The following is an 18,109-nucleotide window of genomic DNA, read 5'->3' as shown; positions in this document are numbered from 1 at the left end:
CCATGGCCGTATCAGCGACACTCCTAAGCAAGGTCAAGGACGAGGATCTGATCCGGGAAGCGGGATTGATTGGCAAAGAATGGCTAGGCCACTCCCAGTCCGGAAAAACCTTCGAGGTCACCAACCCTTCGACCAATGAAGTGATGGCCACTTTGCCCGATTTTGCCCGAGCCGAGATCGCGAAGGCGATCGACGTCGCCTACGTGGCCCAAAACGAGTGGGCTGCTCGCACGGGCAAGGAGCGCGCTGCAGTCATACGGCGATGGTACGACCTGACGATCGCCAATCTTGATGATCTGGCGACGATTCTGACTGCTGAAATGGGGAAGCCGTTGGCCGAGTCCAAGGGCGAGATCCTCTATGGCGCGTCCTACATCGAATGGTTTGGCGAAGAAGCCAAGCGCGTCTATGGCGATACAATCCCCGGGCATGCCCGTGACAAGCGGATCGTTGTGATCAAACAGCCTGTCGGCGTCGTCGGCGCTGTTACGCCCTGGAATTTTCCCTCCGCGATGGTGGCGCGCAAGATCGCTCCGGCGCTGGCGGCAGGCTGCTCGATCGTCTTCAAACCGGCGGCGCTGACACCACTCTCCGCCTTGGCCCTCGCCGTACTTGCGGAAAGGGCGGGGGTGCCGGCCGGGCTGCTGAGCGTTGTCCCGATCACGAAGAGCTCGGACTTCGGCGATGAGGTTTGCGAAAACGAGAAGGTTCGCAAACTCACCTTCACCGGGTCGACCGAAGTCGGCCGCACTCTCATGGCGCAAGCCTCCGCGCAAGTCATGAAGCTCAGCATGGAACTGGGTGGCAACGCCCCATTCATCGTCTTCGACGATGCCGATGTCGATGCGGCCGTCGACGGAGCCATCGTCTCCAAGTTTCGCAATGCTGGCCAGACCTGTGTCTGCGCCAATCGCCTTTACGTGCAGAGCGGCATCTACCAAGAGTTCTCCGACAAGCTTGCGCGTCGCGTCAAAGCCTTCCAAGTCGGTGACGGCTTCGCGGAGGGCACCGAGATCGGCCCGCTGGTGGACGGCCGCGCCGTGGCCAAGGTCAGGCGTCACATCGAGAATGCCGTCTCTCAGGGCGCCAGCATTGTGGCGGGCGGGCCAGACCATCCTCTTGGCGGTAATTACATCTGGCCGACGGTCCTGACCGGGGTAACCTCCAAGATGGCGGTAGCCCGCGAAGAAACCTTCGGACCGTTGGCGCCCTTGTTCCGCTTCGAAACCGTCAACGACGTCATTGCGATGGCAAATGATACCGAATTCGGGCTTGCGGCCTATTTCTACGCCAAGGACATGGGCCGTGTGTGGGCCGTCGCGGAGGCTTTGGAATATGGCATGGTCGGCATCAACACCGGGCTCATTTCGACCGAGGTCGCGCCGTTCGGCGGCATCAAGCAGTCGGGTTTTGGCCGGGAAGGCTCGAAATACGGCCTCGATGATTACCTGGAGCTGAAATATTTGTGTTTTGGGGGGCTTCCCCACTAAGGCGCAACGCCGAGTTTCTAGACTTTCGGAGCAAGCGTTCTTCCGGTCGGAATCTTAGAGAGCCTTGTCGCAACATCGACAGTTGACGGCTCGCCAATGGAGGTTCGGCTCACAGGATCGCCTCGTCGCCCGAGGAACGAGTCTCGTTGGCCTAGTTGGTCTTCAACTGGCCGATGCGGTTTTCGGCTTTCCGGTTAGCAGGCGTTTTGAGCAGTGCCCGCGCGTCAGGCTGCCTTGTTCGTCAACTCCGAGGTTTCGCTGTCGAGAGCTTGCCTGTCGCTTAGGTAGAGCGCGCACGTGGTGCGCAGCATGGAGGCAAAATTCGGGATATGGCCGTTGATTCTCCAGCGCTTCATCGTAAAGCGTCGAGAGGAATTTCGGCGCCGTCATTTCCTGTCCCTGGGTTGCCAAGCATCTCCAAGCATTGCCTGCATATCGTCATAAATTTCGTTCATGAGCACCAAACCGCTCGAATATCCGACAAGAAGGACAGTCAATGGGCGCACGAGCGGATGCCTGCCCAAAGGAGAACAGCCCCAAATGCAGTCGCGGTCATGTTTCGGTTTCAGTTTCATCGCGGGCACGATCATCATGGCCGGCTGCACTGGTATTGCTCCGCCCACGCGCCATTCATCAGATTGCGGAGCCGCCGCTCTGCAAAACAAGATCGGCCTTCCCGTTACCGGCAGTTCCGCTGACGATGTCCGTGTAGGTGGCGCGCCGGTCCGGTCCAAAGGAGACGTCAGAGTAATCGCGCCAGGTCAGGCCGTCATTCACAACTACAGCGACGCGAGGCTGAACCTCGAAACGGACGGGCGGGGTAATCTAAAGCGCGCAGTTTGCGGCTAGTGCTATTCAAAGACCTTCAAGGCAAGGCCTTGCCGCCGATTGCAGAGCCTTGATCTGCGCAGCGGGTTTTTCGACGATGGTTAGCGCACGGTCCCGCTGCCGTGCGCCTTTGTAGCTGTTTCGCTTCCGACATGGCGCAATGATCGCAAAAGCGACCTGCGCGAACTGTCAATCATGTCCTCGCCCGGCCATCCCCGGCCGGGAAACCAGGTCTCGCAGGCATGTGGCCACCGCTATGATCGTACCTGGCGGCAGAAGATTGCCGATCAGATCGGCCCAGAGCAGGATCGAGGCCTCTTCTGGCTAACAAAGGCTCTCACAAGGAAACCCCGTGCATCAGATCGGCGCCGGATTGACGCCGGCGGCTCTGAGCTGCGTACCGAGCTTGGCTCGAGTTGCGCAGGACGCCTTGTCACCGGCGACGCATTTGTTGTTGGCGGCTGACCAATCCAGAAGGGCCGTGTTGATCCAACTGCCAGGGGCGCGTTGGACACCATAGGGAGTTGGTGGCGCTCTTGTGGCAACGGCAGTGGCGGCAGCTGCGGCGCCCTTGCCATGCGGCGCGAGTTTCCAGCCGCTGATGATTAGACAGTTCTTCATGTACTGATCTTCGGCGATCGCATTGCCAAGTGCGTTGCCGAGCCCAGCACCCGCGACAAATGCGGGCGATCCAATTGCAAGGTAGCCCTGGTCTACTGATCCTTTGCGCATCTCGCACTGAGCATGGGCAACCTCGAAACTAGGCCCGTATCCTATTTGCATGTAGTCGGCTTGATTGCTTGTTTGGCAGCCGCAAAGCGACACAATGGCGGCGAGCACCATCAACGTTTTTCTTTTCATCCCCCGCCCTCCCAAGGCTTTAGATCAGCATCTCCTAAAGTGGATATTTCCGCAAGTGATGAGAGTCATCCTGGTAAATTTGGCCGACGTGTATTCGGAAAAGTATAGGCTCCGCAGTCTCGGCAGACATACCCGCCTATTTACTAACTGCATGTCAGGGAGTAGGGAGCGGCCGCGAATTGAGAGAGCTGCCCGCCTCGGCCTGACTATCTAGCTCGCATGTGTGATGAGGGCCTGCTCGTCAAGGTCAGCTATGGAATCTACCGCGCACCTGACAGCAATGGGTCCTGAACCTAGGGGCAACCCTGCCGTAGCCATCCTGTCATTGCGTTTCTTGACGACCGCGTCGCCCGTCTCGGGGCGAGTAGAAGCCCGCGCGCCCGATACGAAATTTCTGAAAGTGGTTCGCGCAGGTTGTTCAACCGGCATTTGTCAGCTCTACTCTCTTCGGAAGCACGGTTCCACTTTACAGTCCCAGGCCCCGACGTCGACAGCGCATTGGTAGAAACTGCATGCATGATGAATTTGTCCTGGTTACCGGTTCGCATGGACTTGTCGGCAAGGCGGTGGCCCAACTGCTCTTGCGAACTGGCAACCGTGTCCTTTTCGCAGACCTTCGCTCGGATACCCCGTTCGATATATGCGACCAGGAAAAGGTCGAGACGGCCGCGTCGCAGGTGACGGGGATTATCCATCTCGGGGCTGTATCGCGCGTCGTCGAAGCGGAGCGTCATCCGGCGCTGTGTCAATCCGTCAATGTCGATGCTACGCGTCACATTCTGCAGTCGGCCCTGAAAAGCAGACTCAAACCTTGGGTCATCTATGCGAGCAGTCGGGAAGTCTATGGTCCCCAGCCGGGAAAGCTTGTAAACGAAGACATTGCCCTCGCTCCCATCAACATTTACGGCCGGTCCAAGCATGAGGCAGAGAATCTCGTCACTGAGGCGCGCCGAGCCGGGCTGAAAACGGCAATTGTGCGGTTCTCAAGCGTCTATGGAGCCTTGAACGATCATGCCGACCGGGTCGTGCCGGCTTTTGTAGGCGCGGCGGTGACCGGCGGCACATTGCGCCTCGACGGGCCGAATTGTGCGTTCGATTTCACCCATATCGACGATGTCGCTCCCGGAGTCGCTGCGGTGGCGAGTCAACTGTTTGCGGGTGAACAGCGGCTGCCGCCAATCCATTTTGTTTCTGGCCGGAGTACCTCGCTTGAAGAATTGGCCAACCGTGCAATTGCTGCCGGCAACGGTCGCGGACGTTTCGTCATCGCCCCGCCGCGCAGTTTCGATGTGCATGAATTTGTCGGTGATCCAGGACGAGCGAAAGCGCTGCTCGGCTGGCAGGCAACCGTGACGTTGGAGGCCGGCCTCTCACGATATGCCGATCTGATGCGGACGCGTCTTCCTGTGGAACAAGCGGAAGCATGATTGCCGCCCGCGCGGGGCCATGTAAATAAATGCAGTCAGCCAGAGGTCCAGCCGGAGCGCCATCGCGCCGTGCGCCTCAGGGCAAGCAACCGCACATGATTTATCCCGCACGCTCTGGCGCTTGGTAATGTTGTTGATAACTTCCAAGCCGGAATTCGTCTTCAAGAGGGTTACATTCTGATGATCCCGGCGAGAACGCCATGGCGGCGCCTACGGAGGCGGTTTTTGTTAGCTTGGACAGTCGTGGTGGCGGCGCTGCTCGTAGCCGGGTTCCTCAATACGCTCCATCCGGCGCTGGATTCGGTCAGCCATTTTCGGCTTCATCTCGCGGCGGTGTTGGTATTGTCCTTGGTTCTAGTTTCATGGAGCGGCTCTCGTGCTGCGCGGGTTTGCGCTTTGCTTTGCGGCGTGCTCGCCATTTCCGCAAACGTCCCGGTCGGGCAAATTTTTGCCAGAGAAACAGTGTCCCAGGACAAAGCGCACATATTCCGCCTGCTACAGATCAACGTCCGGTTCAACAATCCGACGCCCTTCGAACTTCTGGCTGTCATCCGAAATACGAAGGCAGATGTCGTCACCTTGGAGGAAGTGAACGACCAATGGGTCGAGGAACTTGCCTCGCTTGACGACCTTTATCCTCACAAAATCCTTTGCGGCGTCCGTCCGATCGATGGTGTGGCAATATTCTCCCGGCGATCATTCGATGCGACTCGGCCACCCACCTGCATCGGCAACACATCATTTGCCGCGGCCTCGATCAACTTCAACGGCAAAACAGTATCTGTTGCTGCCGTGCATTTGAAATGGCCATGGCCGTTCCCGCAACGCGACCAGATAGAGGCTTTGGCACCAGAAATCGGCCGCCTCGGCGCGAACGCCTTGCTGGCTGGCGACTTCAATGCGACACCTTGGAGCGCCGCCACGGGCCGGATCGCCAAGGCAGGCGAGCTCACGCTCGTACCTTCTGTCGGACCGACCTGGTCCCCGTATAGCTTGCCCTCGCTACTGCGCTTTGCCGGACTGCCCATCGATCAGCTTTTGCAAAAGGGAAAGGTCGTCGTTCGTTCGGTTCGAAAAATCGAAGCACCCGGCTCAGATCATTCAGCCTTGATCGTCGATTTCACGCTTTGAGATGCCGGAGTCTGAGGAATGAGGACTGCGATTGTCTGATCCAAGTTACATGGCCAATCTGATCACGAGAGGCTATGAGTGGGGTCATCGTGGGACAGCGAACCAAAGGGTGGAAAGTTTGTCAGCTACGGCCGATAGCGAGGGAATGGCATCAAGTCTTTCGGCTTGGTTCTCGCTGATCAGGCCGGCGCATTGGATCAAGAACCTGCTTCTGGTCGTACCTGTTATTTTCTCCCACGCGCCGATTTCTGCCGGCATGTGCATAAAGCTCGTCGTCGGTATGGTCGTGATGAGCCTCGCGGCTTCAGCCGGCTACATCGTCAATGATATCAAGGACGCGACCTTTGACAGGCTACATGCGCGCAAGCGTCACCGTCCGATCGCGGGCCGACTGATAAAACCTCAGCGGGCGCTCTCTGTTGCGATCGGGATGGCGGCGGCATCGCTCACTTTGGCGGCAGCGGCGATCGGCGTCACGGTGGCCATCGCGGTCGCTGCGTATCTCGTCGCCACCATTACATACAGTGGATATTTCAAGCGGTTTGTAGGGACGGATGTCGCAATCCTTACCGGACTCTATGTCTGGCGGCTGCTGATCGGCGGCGAGATCACCGCGACGTCCCTATCGCCTTGGCTCATCTGTCTCAGCGTAAATCTATTCATGGCGCTGGCCTTGATAAAACGCATCGATGAGGTTTCTTCCATAAGCACGCCAGCCACAGTGCCCTCGGGTCGGGGCTATACCCATGTGCACAGGTCTTCATTGCTGGCGGGCACCGGTTTTTTTGCCTTTGCCACAGTGATTACGATTTTGGCTTATCTCGCCTGGAGCAATGCCGTCGTCCTTCACTATCGTGATCCTGTTTGGCTCTGGGGCGCGGCGGTCGCCGTCTGCCTTTGGCTCCTGCACCTGTGGCGACGCGCAATCGACGGCAGAATCGGCGGCGACCCAGTTATGTTTGCCGCGGCCGATCCGGTTAGCCTTGTCTTGATCTGCCTTGGGACGGCGGCTTACATCCAGGCAGTTTAGTGCTTCGGCGCGCAACTCGCGGAATCACTGATTGCCGAAACAAGTGCCGGGGCTGGAAGCGGCACCGTCTTTTCAAAGATGAAGACTTGCGGGCTGTCGAAAACCGTGAACGTCTCCTCCGCTTGGCCTGTAGGGTCTAGTAGGGGCGGCAAGACCGGACGGCGCCGGAAGGTAGCCACAAGCTGATATCCGAGTCTCCCTGACCACAAAGCAGCGTAGTATGGGCACATTTCGGGGAACCGGCCGAGGAGCCTTGGAAGGACCGAATAGTGCCGACGGCTGGCCACGATCAACCATCTGCTGCCAGCAAGCACATCGGCCATCCTGGCGATCTTGTCGGGCGATGAAACATCCAGCAACGGCAGCATCTTGGTCGTGAGCGGCGTGGCGCTTGGGATCCAATATGGTGGCCCGACATCCGCAGGCTCGACTACCACACCATCGCCTGCGGCTAGGCGCGGCACCATCCAGTCCCAAGCGGCGATGCGCGGGTCGGGTTTTTGATAGATGGCCGCCTGCATCAAGCCGGCCAGTCCCGTAACCACGCCTGTGGCCAGCATGGCTCCGGCCCGGATCCTGCCGACGCGCAACTGGCTGATGAAATAGCCTGAGAACAGGATCAGCAGGGGCAGCAGCGGCGCCAAATAGCGTACGAATTTGGCGTGCCAGCTGCAAACGATCGCGCCGTAAACGATGGCGAGAGCAAGTGCTGGAACATATTCGAGCGCCATTCTGTTGCCGCGCCTCAGATCGAGGACGAGCGCAACCATGCCGGCCAGACCCAGTGCCGGCACGATTGGACCGAGAAGCCACGGCAGTTGAGAAAGTTCGAACAGGCCGCCGACCGTGCCGACAAATTGGTAGGTCCAGAAGACGTCTGTGGTGCCACGTACGACACCGCCCTCGAAACGCATCGTAGCGAAGTAGGCGTCGGGGGTGGCCCACAGTTGCGGTGTCGTGACGAGTGCCAGCACGAGCACCACGACGGTCGCGGCACCCCCTGCCTTGATTGCCTCTACGACTTGGTTTCGCGCCCGGATGGAGCAGGCAACGGCGGTGAGTGGGCATAGCGCAAACACCAGCGCTGTCGTTTTCAGCCCGAAGCCGAGCCCGACCACCGCGCCGCTCAGCAGCGCGAAGCGCAGGAGGGGGATCTCACCGCGATTGTAGAATTGGCAAAGCTGAATCATCACGCACAGGCAAAGGATCAGCCCCGCTTCCGTAGTCAGGAAATGTGCTGATTGGATCAGCCCTGGCGAAGCGCCCGCACAGGCTGCGACGAAGAGCGCGACACGAGGGCTGAAACTTCGCTGCGCGGTGCGCGCGAGGATGACTAAGGTCAAGCTTGACCAAAGCGCGGAGAGGACGCGTCCGGCAAATTGTATGGCGGCCGGATCCGATCCCTGAGTACCGGTGAAGGGAGAGATCAAGGCTGCGAAAAAGCGTGGCAGATAGAGAGCAAGGCCGTTATAGGCGCTGAAGTCGGAGACGAGATGATCTGGATAAGACAGCCGTGCAGCGGCGGTGATGATGTTCCGCTCGTCCGGGTTAAGGATCAGCCCATGATCCCAGCCCAATCCCTGGACTCGCAGCACCGCCCCGAGCGCGACGACAAACCACAACCACTCCCGCAAGTGGCGGTCGCTAAGCGGCATTAATGTCATCTGCGCCGCCGCCGGGATGGTCGACCACCGGGCGGACGTCTGGTCAATGGCGGAGACGCTGCGGCTCCCGGCTCATGCCTGCCCGCCATGGCAAAGGGCAGGACGAAAAGGTTGAAATGCACCAGCATATTTTGCGCGGCCTTCAGAGTTCCAAGTAGAAAAAGCGACGGCGCATGATACGTCTCGACAATGCCATTGAACGACACGGTGGTGGTCTGCGCGGCTGTCGCTGCGTCATAGCCGATAGTGAGTGCTGCGACCGTCATGGCAACACAGAAGAGCAAGATAGTCGACACCATCCTTCCCAACATCCTGGGCATAGGCAAGCCCGCACCCCGCGAAGCGACGATCAGCGATGCAAAAACCAGCGACGCGGCCAAGGTAAAGTCCGACGGGTAAAACCCGGTCGTGACAAAGGCGGGTGGCTGGAGCGCAAGAACACCTGTCGTCGTCAGCAGCGCGCCGGCTTCAGAGCACGCAATGCTTTGCGACACGCCGAACGGCATTAGCCGAAGCATCGCGTTCGAAATTGGCGTTGCAACGACGCAACTCACATTGTCGCTGACAACATACCAGGCAAGCGCGCCAAGACAGGCAACGGCGAGCCAGATCTTCAAGCTTGGCAAAATGTCCGCCAGTCGCAAGCCGCGCGCGTTGCATGCAAGCACGGCAACCAGCACCGAACTTAGCAGAGGAGCGACGTAGAGATGCTGCGCCAGCATCAGTGTGGGCGTTCTAATCGAGAGGAACAGAACGATCACCCTGGCGAGGTTGAATATGAAGATGACGACTACAGCAGCGAGGATAGCCATAACGGGTTTCGGAAAAGTGTTCGTTCGCCCTCCGAGCCATGCGGTCATTGCGAAAAGGCTGACGATAAGGCCGCTGCCGTCACAGGCCGACGTGACGGCGACGGCGTGGCCCGACACCGTGTCCCGCAACTCGACGCCGTGACGAACCATATCGAAGCCGATGAGAGAAAGAAGCGAGGCAGCGACGATCGCCAGACCCTTCGTGACAATGCCGAACAGAGCGGCAATTGGAGGCGTTTCGAGAAGAACGAAGCCTGCAAAGAGGACGGTCAGGGTTAAAATGATCAACTGCCAAGGGCGCTCTCGTCGTGGAGCTTGGCCAGCGCGATAGTCCGAAACCGTCATCTTCGCTGGTCGGACTGCCTAGCCCAGAGCATGAGTGCCAGCAAGGCGCCAACGACGACGAAAAGCAAGGCGGGTACGCTGAAATTCGAATTCCCGCCGGGAACTGAATTGACATCGACAGGCGTGGAGGTCGCCGAAGGCGTCAACGACAGGGTAGGCGTATTGCTTGCAGTCGGTGAGAGGGTCCCGGTCGGAGTGTTGGTTGGCGTGTTGGTTACGGTGGCGGTGGCGGTGTCGGTTGGCGTGTTGGTTGCCGTGGGGGTGACGGTGTCGGTGGGCGTGTTGGTTGGCGTGTTGGTTACGGTGGGCGTAGCGGTGTCGGTTGGCGTGTTGGTTGCGGTGGGGGTGACGGTGTCGGTCGGCGTGTTTGTTGGCGTGTTGCTTTGCGCTTTGACGGCTGTCCCAGCTGCCAGCAGAAGCGCGGCGCACAGGCCTGCACTTACAAGAAGATTGAAAAGCCGGGCGCTCACGTGCGTTTTCTCCGTAGGATCATGAGAAATCCGGCTGCCTGAGTTACAAGGACAAAAAGTCCATAGGCGACGGAAGATAGCACAATCTTGTCATGGTCTAAGCCGAGATGGGTAAACGCGTTTACCAACGCGAATTCGCGCAATCCCCAGCCCGCAATCGAAAAGGGCAGAACCGACGCGAGCAGGACGGCTGCAAGCACGGAAATCGTCGGCAATATCGGCGCCTGAGCGCCCAGCGCATGCGCAATGACGAGGAACATGGCGATGTTGGCCAGATGCCCCGCCATAGCCACGGGAACCATAATCAGCAGGCTGCGCCAGGAAATGCCGGTAAGCACCATCGTCGACAAACGCTGGAAGATGCTCGAGCGCCGCGAAGTCCACCATGCCAGTAAGCCAGATGCGATAACAGCAATCACGATGACTATTGAACTGATCATTGCCGGATAGAAGAGGACGGTGCTCAACATCGGTGCCGCCGCCAGACAGACGACGAGCAGCCCAAGCACGCCATAAAATCTGTCGACGATCACGGAGCCTGCCGCAGCCGAGGCCGGTATGCCCCAGCGTGCCAGCAATGTTATCCGCACCGCATCGCCGCCGACGACCGATGGCACGAGCTGATTGACCGCCAGTCCAACCCAAGTGAAAGCGCTGAAATCCGCCATTGAAGGAACGGTCGGCGCTTCTGTGGTTGTTGCCACGATGTATCGCCAGCGCCACGCGAGCGTGAACACGATCACCCCCGACAACAACAAGCATGTCGCGATGCTACCCGGGCCGATGGCGGCGAGATCGCGCCAGGCGAATTCGTCGGAGGAAAGCCACATTGCGGCGGCAAGAAGCGTGCCGGACAGAGCAACGCGCGCCGCCACCATCGCGATATCGGCAGACGGCCAGCGAGTCCGGGCGGTCATGCCCAGTGCGCTGAGTGTCGCTGCCCTGGTCACGCTTAGAACCCCTTCGAGAACTTGAATCCGCCATCAGCGCCCTGGAAACCGTCCTCACCACCGAAAACGCCGGCAACCAGCGAGAGTTTACCTGACAGGAATTCGATATCTGCCCCTATTCCAAGCCTGCCAGAGATCTGCTGGTCTTCAGGCGTTACTGCTCCGAACGAAGCTGCGAAATCGGTATTTTCAAGAAAATTCACGTAGCCTGTGGCCTGCACATATGGCGTTAGGCCCGGCAGCTTGGTGCCCAGTTTGAGATCGGCCAGGCCGGTGAGAACCGTAAAGCCCGAACCAGGAACGGCGGCAAATGGACTGCCGCCCGAATATTCCTGATAGGCGTCGTTGTCCTGCCGAATGTATCGCAGCCCCGTGCCGTATGCGATGAAATAGTTGGCGGAATTCAGAGTTCCCTGCAGTTGCGCGTCGACGATATAGCGCATCGCGTCGTATTCGCCTCTATAGGTCCCCCCGGACCTGGTCGTCCGGTAGTTCAGCCACTCGGCGCCACCGAGGACGCTAAAATCGAGCGTGTCATGCAGCTTGACGATGACGCCAGCCAGCCCACCGACACCGCGATTGTCCAGTGTGCCCTTGTTATAGTCGAGATCGCCGTTTCCGTGCTCAGCAATTAACGACGCGACTACGGTGACGTTCGGGGAGATTTTGTGCGCTATGGCAAGGCTTCCGAACACAGAGGTGAAATCGAAGCCGAAGCCATTCGGGGAACCTTCGACGTAGCGAACGCCGCCGCCGAGCGAAATGCCCCACTCACAGGGATCGCGCAGCGCCTTGGCATCGGCGTTTGCGTGCCCCAGATAATTTTGACAAAGATCAAACAATGCCGCGTCACGCGCGGTTATTGCGGTCGTGTCGATGAGCGACGTCGCAACAGCCTGGTCGATTCGCGATTGCACGGCAGACGCGGATCCCGGCACATTGCGAGCTTCAGCGGTAGCCGTTGCCAGCAGAAGCAGCGCTACACATACTCCAAGCCACCACCAGCTTTGCCTGTTCCAAACCCTGCCCAACCCGGCCCCCGTCCAAATCAGTGCGCGAACGCAAATAACCATAACGTAACATTACCAAAGGTAAACCCGGATCAGTTCGCGCAACTGGCTGGTTCGACCTGAATAATCATTGAGTTGCCGCTTTGCACCACAATTGGCCCAAGCTGCCTGAAAATGTCAGCATTGATACCTGGGAACACCTCGCGCTCGACAGTGCCGATCGCCACATGGGTAACCCCATAGGGTGCGACCAATGCACAGGCTTGCCTCAAGGTTGTGGAATTGTAGAACGCCGCGACTTCATCATATCGGCGATAGGCGCTGGAAATATCGCCGCGCCAAAGCCATTCGTGTCCGCGCCAACCGACAATCGTTGGAACGCCTGAGAATGCAGAAAGCCTGCTTTTCTGGGTGAAGCTGTCGCCCGGCGCTTCCACCAGGATGATTTGACGGTCTGAAGGCTGCGAACGAAGCCAGTCTATCAGCGCCATATCGTCATGGCGACTGCGCACTATGAAGCCGGTACCGCTGAGGGTAAAGGTGCGCTCACTCATCGGGAAAACCCGATATCGGTAGATATCATCGGCATAGGACAAGGTCGCCAGCAATGGAGCCGCAAGAACGAGCGCAGCCACAGCGGCGATCACCCCTTTCCGTTGCAAAAGAAGGCCGATCAAAATCATGCTTGCCATCATAGCAATTGGCTGCGCCTCGAAGGCGAGTTTGAACATGGTGTTCGCACGCCTGTTATCCGCACCGTAAATGTCTTTGACATAGACGATTTCCGGGAGGGCGATCAGGCAAAGCGCGCACAGAGCCAGCAAGGCTCCAACTCTCCAGCGGGGGTCGCGGCCGAAGGCCACGAACAAGCCAACCAGAAGAATCAGGCAAGGTAGCGCGATATGACCGTAAAGGACTGCCAGTTGCCAGAACGGAGTTCGCCCGTCCATCCAGCGCAAGGTTGATGCGATCGGTTTGAAGCTGACCAGAAATGGAGAGGCGAGCACCAAGGCAAGGCCGACAGTCACCGCGGCAGTCAGGGAAAGCTTGACGAAAAGCCTTAGCCGGCGGCCTTTGCGGTGCGTCAGCAAAAGGAGCCCTGTCAGCGGCAACAGCAAGCCGTAGGACACCGCATCCCAGCTGTTGCTCATCGCCGAGATCGCGAAAAGGAGTGCCAGGATAATGATCTCTCGCCAGCGAAGGCCATAATGTGCGGCCGCCCCTGTTTCGCGCTCGACGATGCGAGCAAAGATCATAAGGATCATGAACGCCACGGGCAGATTCAGGACATGTGCATGCAAATCGCCGACACCGAAGCCGTAGGCTGGCATCTCGGTGAAGCCCCTGTCATCGGTTAGTGGATCGAAGCCGACGAAGCGCGTGGAATCCGGATAAAAGAAGCCGCGGCTGTAAGTCGTCGGCGACAGCGCGCGGAAAGGTCCATAAAGGACGCTGTGGAAGTTGCCGCCGAATGCCACAAGTGATGCCGCCACGAGCCCGCACACAACCGAGATACGGTCGTTCATCTTGCCCAGGCACCCACGGACAATCCGGTAGGTCAGCGATACCGCAAAGGCGAACACGGTTGCGACCATCAAGTTGAAACCGTGATCCGCCGGCACGCCACTCAACTGAATAAGCCATGCCGCAGCGACGTGACCAAAATAATAGTAATTGATCGGCTGTCCCATCCACCAAGGGTCGGGAGGTGGCATCGACGAGGCCCGCAGCGCCCCGTTGATGAAGCCGAAATCCATAAACTTCTCGAGGCCCTCAATGTCGGCCGCGCTACCCTTGATGAGAATGCCGACCATCAGGAGGGTCAAAAAGCCGAGCTCCCACTGCACAAGCCTTTTGATTGGCGGCATTCGAAGCTTTGTTCGAAATGTTAGGGCAAAAACTGCCAACAGCCCAAGTAGACCGGTTATCCACCCATATCGCCAGAATGGGATGCCTGCGACGGCTGCAAGCCACCCGCAATAGGCGCCGACCAGCCAGGCGAGAGGCTTTGCGGCCAAAAAGCCGAAATCGTCATCTTGCGGAAATAAGGCTGCCGCCAATGGCCATGCAAGCAAGCCGCATGCGCTTATTGTAAACCAAAACAGAAGCGCCGACCCGACGCTTGCCGCATCGATCATTGGGCTGGGACTGCCGCGTTTTGCTTTTTCATGCGTTTGCGATAGTGAGCTATATCAGCTGCACCTTCGCGCGAAAAACGCACGAGCCTGCGCAAATTGAGCGTTGAGTGGCCGTGAGGGCGCTTTTGGTGCATGACGGGCACTTCGATTGCACGTATATCGCGACGATAGAGTATATGTGCCGCCAGCAAAACAGACGGAACCCAACAGTCGTCACGCATCGTTTGGCTCGCTTGCAACCAAATCTGTCGCTTCACGAGCTTGTATGGAGCGCCCGCATCGCCTACCGCCGTACCAAGCTGCAAACGCAACAGCAACCGCATAAAAAACGAAATAACAAGGCGATGCAATGGATCGTGACGCGGTCGCCTCAGGCCTAGTATGGCTTCGTATTCGGGCGTCATTGCCCAATGCTTGGCAAACTCAGCGAGCGAGACCTGGCGGTCGCTATCGAGAACGAACAGCCATTCGCCTCTCGCTTGCTCCAGGCCGTTGGCGAGGGCAGGGCCATGGCCCTTGTTGACCTGGTTCAGCAGCCTGATTCTGCTATCGCGCTGAGCGACGTCGTTTACGATCGCGGCCGTGCGGTCGGTGCTGCCGTCGTTCACAACGATTATTTCAACATCCGTCACGACAGCGACGACGTCCTTGAGGACGTCGTCGAGTGCCCCTTCGATATTCTGCTCTTCATTGTAGGCAGGAATGATCACGGACAGGATCGGCATGAACAGCACACCAAAGACACAACTGGCCGTCAGCGCGCTATGCGACCTCCCGGCAATGAAACGCCGGCTATTGCGGCGGCTAGTGATCGTGCCTTTGAAGGCTCGACCACAGACACTGAGGTTGCTATCACAAGCTTAGAGAAAAGCACAACAACATTAGACAGCAGGAAGCGCTTGGGAAGAGTTTTGGTTGTGGGTGCCGGCTTCAGCGGGGCGGTTATCGCCCGCAAACTCGCCGAAGCCGGATTGTCTTGCCTCGTCGTTGATGAGCGTGATCATCCGGCAGGCAACTGCCACACGTCGGAGGACGCTGAAACCGGCATCATGATCCATCGTTACGGGCCTCATATTTTCCACACCGACGACGATGAGATTTGGGCATTCGTCGCAAAGTTCGGAGAGTGGATGCCTTACCGTCATTCGGTTTTTGCCACGGTCGGCGGCGAGGTTTATTCCCTTCCCGTCAACCTGCTGACTATCAATCAGTTCTTCCGCAGTGCAATGGTGCCTGCGGAAGCAGAGGAATTCATCAAGACCTTACAACCGCCGATCGCAGATCCCGCCAATTTTCGTGAGCAGGCGCTGTCGATGGTCGGCGAGCGGCTTTATGAAACGTTTTTCCGCCACTACACGGAAAAGCAATGGGGCGTTGAACCGGAATTGCTGCCGGCCAGCATTCTCAAGCGCCTGCCGCTGCGGTTTTCCTATGACAGTAATTATTTTCATCATCGGCAGCAGGCGATGCCGCGCGACGGCTACACAGCCATCGTCGCTGCCATTCTCGACCACCGAAACATCGAACTTCGGCTTGGCGTTGCTTCCGAAACATTGACCGAGACATTCGACCACACCTTCTACAGTGGAGGGATCGACCGGTATTTCGGCTATTGCCTTGGCGACCTGGGCTATCGAACGCTGCGTTTCGAGGAAGTTCGCACCACCGGAGATGGCCTCGGCTGTCCTGTCATGAATTTCCCTGACCCTGGTACGCCGTGGACACGCATGACCGAGCACCGGCACCTGTCGCCCTGGCGGAATCACAGATCGCCGATATCGATTATCTGGAAGGAATATGCGCAATCGGCGGTCCGTGGCAGTGCGCTGTTCTACCCACTTCGCCTGGCCGCCGATGAGCGGTTGCTGGAGGCTTATGTTGGATTGGCGCGGCAGCGCCCCGGAGTGACCTTCTTCGGGCGCCTTGGCAGCTATGCCTATATCGATATGGACGCTGCGATAAGGCGCGCTATCGACACCGCAGCCGTCGCTGTCAGAGCCTTAACCAGCGGGAACTCGCCGCCTGCCTTCGTCCATCAGCCTTTGGGTAAGGCTTGAAGTAGCGTCGTTTCCACTTTCTTGCCGTCGAAGCAGGGCTGCTTTCGGTAGATCTCCACTGTCGGGTGATCGTAGACGCTCCATGGCTCCTGAACACCGGTGTCGTCAAACTGGAAGCCTGCCACAGGGTAACCTAACTTCGAGCGGTAGATCGGTTCAAAGCAGAGGCTGCCGTCTGCCAGCATCGCATAATAGGCGGTCGACATTGGGAAGCGGTTTTGGAGATTGATGATTGGCTTACGCATACGCTCGCTCGAGATAATCAACAGATTGGCATGGTCGAGAACCCTTGCGATCTGCAGAGCCTTCTCTCGCGTGTCGGGCGCTTCAAGACCAAGGACTGAAAAGACGAAATGGTCTTCCAGTCCTGCCCACGTCAAGTCCTTGGAGCCCGGTAAACGGACATTCACCGGAAGGCCGTCGTCCCAATTCGTCTCGTTAGCGAGTACTGTGCCCTTGTCGGTGTTCAGCCATAGCCACCGGGAGGCGGCAACGCGACTGTTGGTCGTGGTATGTAGGGTCACCATGCCATAGCCCCAGATGCATGCCATGCCAATGCAAAGCACCGCGACTGCGCTGGTCCATCGCTTCGTGAACAGCGCTGCGAAAGCCAGCGCCGACAGGACGCAGAATGCGGGCAGGGCAGGGGAGACGTAGCGTAAGGCCGGGTTCGGAACTGTAAGCCAGTAGAAGGCAAAAACCGCGGTAGCCGCCACTAAGGGTAGCAAGCTCGGCCAGAGCGCCCGATCGCGCACAGCCACGATGGCGCCGATGCCAACGGCAAACGTTGTAGGCAAACCCAGGCCCCAAAGAGCCAGGTCGGCAAGAGCGTTCCTTGGTCCATAGCCCCCGAACCATTGCCAGTTCGGAGGGAAGCCTTGATCCAGCACCAACCTGCTCATCTCCTTGTAACCCTTGATAAAGTTTTCGGTGGGGACAAGGCCGAAGAATCCAGGCCCTTGGAACGTGAAAGGGCTGGCGAGCCGGAAAATGAGGCCAGCGGCAACGAAGCTCAGCAACAGGCCTGTCAAAAGATCGGCTAAATGGCGCTCCCTGCCCGCTCGCACGTAACGTGCGATGACGGCGAGGCACGTTGCTCCAACAAGCGCAAAGCCTGGAATTTTGCAGGCGGCGGCCAAGCCGGCAAGGCCTCCCGCGACAAGTGTCCAGACAAGAGCCGAACGGTGGCCCTTCGTTGTCACCACCAGCGTCGCGGCTAGCAGACACCAGATAGAGGCCGATGTCAGCCACACGTCGACGGTGAAAAAGTTGGACTGTTGGATTGCCGATGGCAGGAACGCATACAGTGTCGCAGCGCACAGGCCGGCGATCGAATTTCGCACCAAAAGGCCAGACAAAAGGAACACTGCCAGGATGGTATACGCGTCGATGGCGGACCCGATAATCCGTGCCCGTTCCATGACCTGGGGCCAGCCATCATCCGCGGCACGCGACACCAGGCTAAGGACAAGGTGCGGAAACTCGCCATAGACGTAAAGGCCATTTTTTCGGCGCGGATCAAGGGGCGATTTGCCGGCGGCAAACCATGTGTCGCTGACAGACAGTTCTCCGGGCTTGAATTCGTCGAAGGCTCGCATCGATTCCATAACGACGGAAACCATGTGGCGCTCATCGGGGTGAAGGTTGGCCCCCTCGTCCCAATTGGTGCCCATCAATCTGAGCATTGCACCAAAGGTGATGATTACGAGGCACGCTGCGGCGACGAATGCCTTCGTGCGCAGTCCAGACGGACCTATAGGTGTTGAGAGGGATGCCAGAGTGATGCTCGACTGTAGAGGCAGTGTTGGGCCATGATGTGCCAGACAACAGTTGCCCCGCAACTGGAAAATCAGCATGCGAGTTGGTTGGCCCTCGCGGTGCTCGCTTTTGGTGGGC

The 18,109-nt window shown here is 58.5% G+C and carries 15 protein-coding genes and 1 pseudogene; 6 read left to right on the top strand and 10 right to left on the bottom strand.

All coding sequences use genetic code 11. The features are described 5' to 3' along the window. The first annotated feature begins 2 nt into the window (after positions 1 to 2). Entirely contained in the window at positions 3 to 1,490 is a 1,488-nt protein-coding gene (locus AC0L3E_RS25785) for an NAD-dependent succinate-semialdehyde dehydrogenase (RefSeq protein WP_127330123.1), read from the top strand. 224 nt (positions 1,491 to 1,714) lie between these two features. On the opposite strand, the pseudogene AC0L3E_RS25780 reads toward AC0L3E_RS25785, so the two are convergent. Further along, positions 1,715 to 1,886, bottom strand: a pseudogene (locus AC0L3E_RS25780) (ribbon-helix-helix domain-containing protein); the annotation flags it as partial. A 57-nt stretch (positions 1,887 to 1,943) separates the two neighbouring features. On the opposite strand from AC0L3E_RS25780, the gene AC0L3E_RS25775 reads away from it, so the two are divergent. Then, a complete protein-coding gene (locus tag AC0L3E_RS25775) occupies positions 1,944 to 2,339 on the top strand; it encodes an I78 family peptidase inhibitor (RefSeq protein WP_206516838.1) in 396 nt (131 codons plus the stop codon). Between the two features lie 336 nt (positions 2,340 to 2,675). Here the strand turns inward: AC0L3E_RS25775 and AC0L3E_RS25770 are convergent, their stop codons facing one another. Then, positions 2,676 to 3,179, bottom strand: a complete 504-nt coding sequence (locus AC0L3E_RS25770) for a hypothetical protein (protein ID WP_127330125.1) — start codon at positions 3,177 to 3,179, stop codon at positions 2,676 to 2,678. A 512-nt stretch (positions 3,180 to 3,691) separates the two neighbouring features. On the opposite strand from AC0L3E_RS25770, the gene AC0L3E_RS25765 reads away from it, so the two are divergent. From AC0L3E_RS25765 to AC0L3E_RS25755, 3 genes are all read left to right on the top strand, one after another. After that, positions 3,692 to 4,606, top strand: coding sequence for an NAD-dependent epimerase/dehydratase family protein (locus AC0L3E_RS25765; protein ID WP_127330127.1), 915 nt, complete (start codon positions 3,692 to 3,694; stop codon positions 4,604 to 4,606). A 246-nt stretch (positions 4,607 to 4,852) separates the two neighbouring features. Then, complete coding sequence (locus tag AC0L3E_RS25760; RefSeq protein ID WP_164762695.1) at positions 4,853 to 5,737, top strand: endonuclease/exonuclease/phosphatase family protein; 885 nt, start codon at positions 4,853 to 4,855, stop codon at positions 5,735 to 5,737. Positions 5,738 to 5,882: 145 nt separating this feature from the next. Continuing rightward, a complete protein-coding gene (locus tag AC0L3E_RS25755) occupies positions 5,883 to 6,767 on the top strand; it encodes a UbiA prenyltransferase family protein (protein WP_473605904.1) in 885 nt (294 codons plus the stop codon). Here the strand turns inward: AC0L3E_RS25755 and AC0L3E_RS25750 are convergent. The 7 genes from AC0L3E_RS25750 to AC0L3E_RS25720 form a co-directional block, all read right to left on the bottom strand. Continuing rightward, positions 6,764 to 8,422, bottom strand: a complete 1,659-nt coding sequence (locus tag AC0L3E_RS25750) for an ArnT family glycosyltransferase (RefSeq protein WP_164762697.1) — start codon at positions 8,420 to 8,422, stop codon at positions 6,764 to 6,766. The two genes, AC0L3E_RS25755 and AC0L3E_RS25750, sit on opposite strands and share 4 nt — an antisense overlap. A gap of 5 nt (positions 8,423 to 8,427) precedes the next feature. Beyond that, positions 8,428 to 9,531, bottom strand: a complete 1,104-nt coding sequence (locus AC0L3E_RS25745) for a hypothetical protein (protein ID WP_473605903.1) — start codon at positions 9,529 to 9,531, stop codon at positions 8,428 to 8,430. 53 nt (positions 9,532 to 9,584) lie between these two features. Continuing rightward, on the bottom strand, positions 9,585 to 10,058 hold the full coding sequence (locus tag AC0L3E_RS25740; protein ID WP_473605902.1) for a hypothetical protein: 474 nt from the start codon (positions 10,056 to 10,058) through the stop codon (positions 9,585 to 9,587). Beyond that, a complete protein-coding gene (locus tag AC0L3E_RS25735; protein ID WP_473605901.1) occupies positions 10,055 to 11,008 on the bottom strand; it encodes a lysylphosphatidylglycerol synthase transmembrane domain-containing protein in 954 nt (317 codons plus the stop codon). The genes AC0L3E_RS25740 and AC0L3E_RS25735 overlap by 4 nt, the downstream gene beginning before the upstream one ends. Positions 11,009 to 11,010: 2 nt before the next feature. Then, on the bottom strand, positions 11,011 to 11,925 hold the full coding sequence (locus AC0L3E_RS25730) for an autotransporter domain-containing protein (RefSeq protein ID WP_127332266.1): 915 nt from the start codon (positions 11,923 to 11,925) through the stop codon (positions 11,011 to 11,013). Positions 11,926 to 12,110: 185 nt separating this feature from the next. Next, on the bottom strand, positions 12,111 to 14,156 hold the full coding sequence (locus AC0L3E_RS25725) for a DUF2298 domain-containing protein (RefSeq protein WP_473605900.1): 2,046 nt from the start codon (positions 14,154 to 14,156) through the stop codon (positions 12,111 to 12,113). Further along, positions 14,153 to 14,881 carry a glycosyltransferase family 2 protein gene (locus AC0L3E_RS25720; RefSeq protein WP_127332262.1) on the bottom strand — a complete coding sequence of 243 codons (729 nt, stop codon included), beginning with the start codon at positions 14,879 to 14,881 and terminating at the stop codon, positions 14,153 to 14,155. The genes AC0L3E_RS25725 and AC0L3E_RS25720 overlap by 4 nt, the downstream gene beginning before the upstream one ends. 192 nt (positions 14,882 to 15,073) lie before the next feature. On the opposite strand from AC0L3E_RS25720, the gene AC0L3E_RS25715 reads away from it, so the two are divergent. Beyond that, a complete protein-coding gene (locus tag AC0L3E_RS25715) occupies positions 15,074 to 16,213 on the top strand; it encodes a UDP-galactopyranose/dTDP-fucopyranose mutase family protein (RefSeq protein WP_473605899.1) in 1,140 nt (379 codons plus the stop codon). Here AC0L3E_RS25715 and AC0L3E_RS25710 read toward each other — a convergent pair. Then, positions 16,192 to 17,835 (bottom strand): hypothetical protein, encoded by a 1,644-nt coding sequence (locus tag AC0L3E_RS25710; protein ID WP_473605898.1) that lies wholly within the window; start codon positions 17,833 to 17,835, stop codon positions 16,192 to 16,194. The two genes, AC0L3E_RS25715 and AC0L3E_RS25710, sit on opposite strands and share 22 nt — an antisense overlap. Between the last annotated feature and the right edge of the window lie 274 nt (positions 17,836 to 18,109).

The organism is Mesorhizobium sp. WSM4822, from assembly GCF_055811155.1.
Note: the sequence above shows the minus strand (reverse complement) of the source record. Positions and strands in the feature narration are given on the sequence as shown.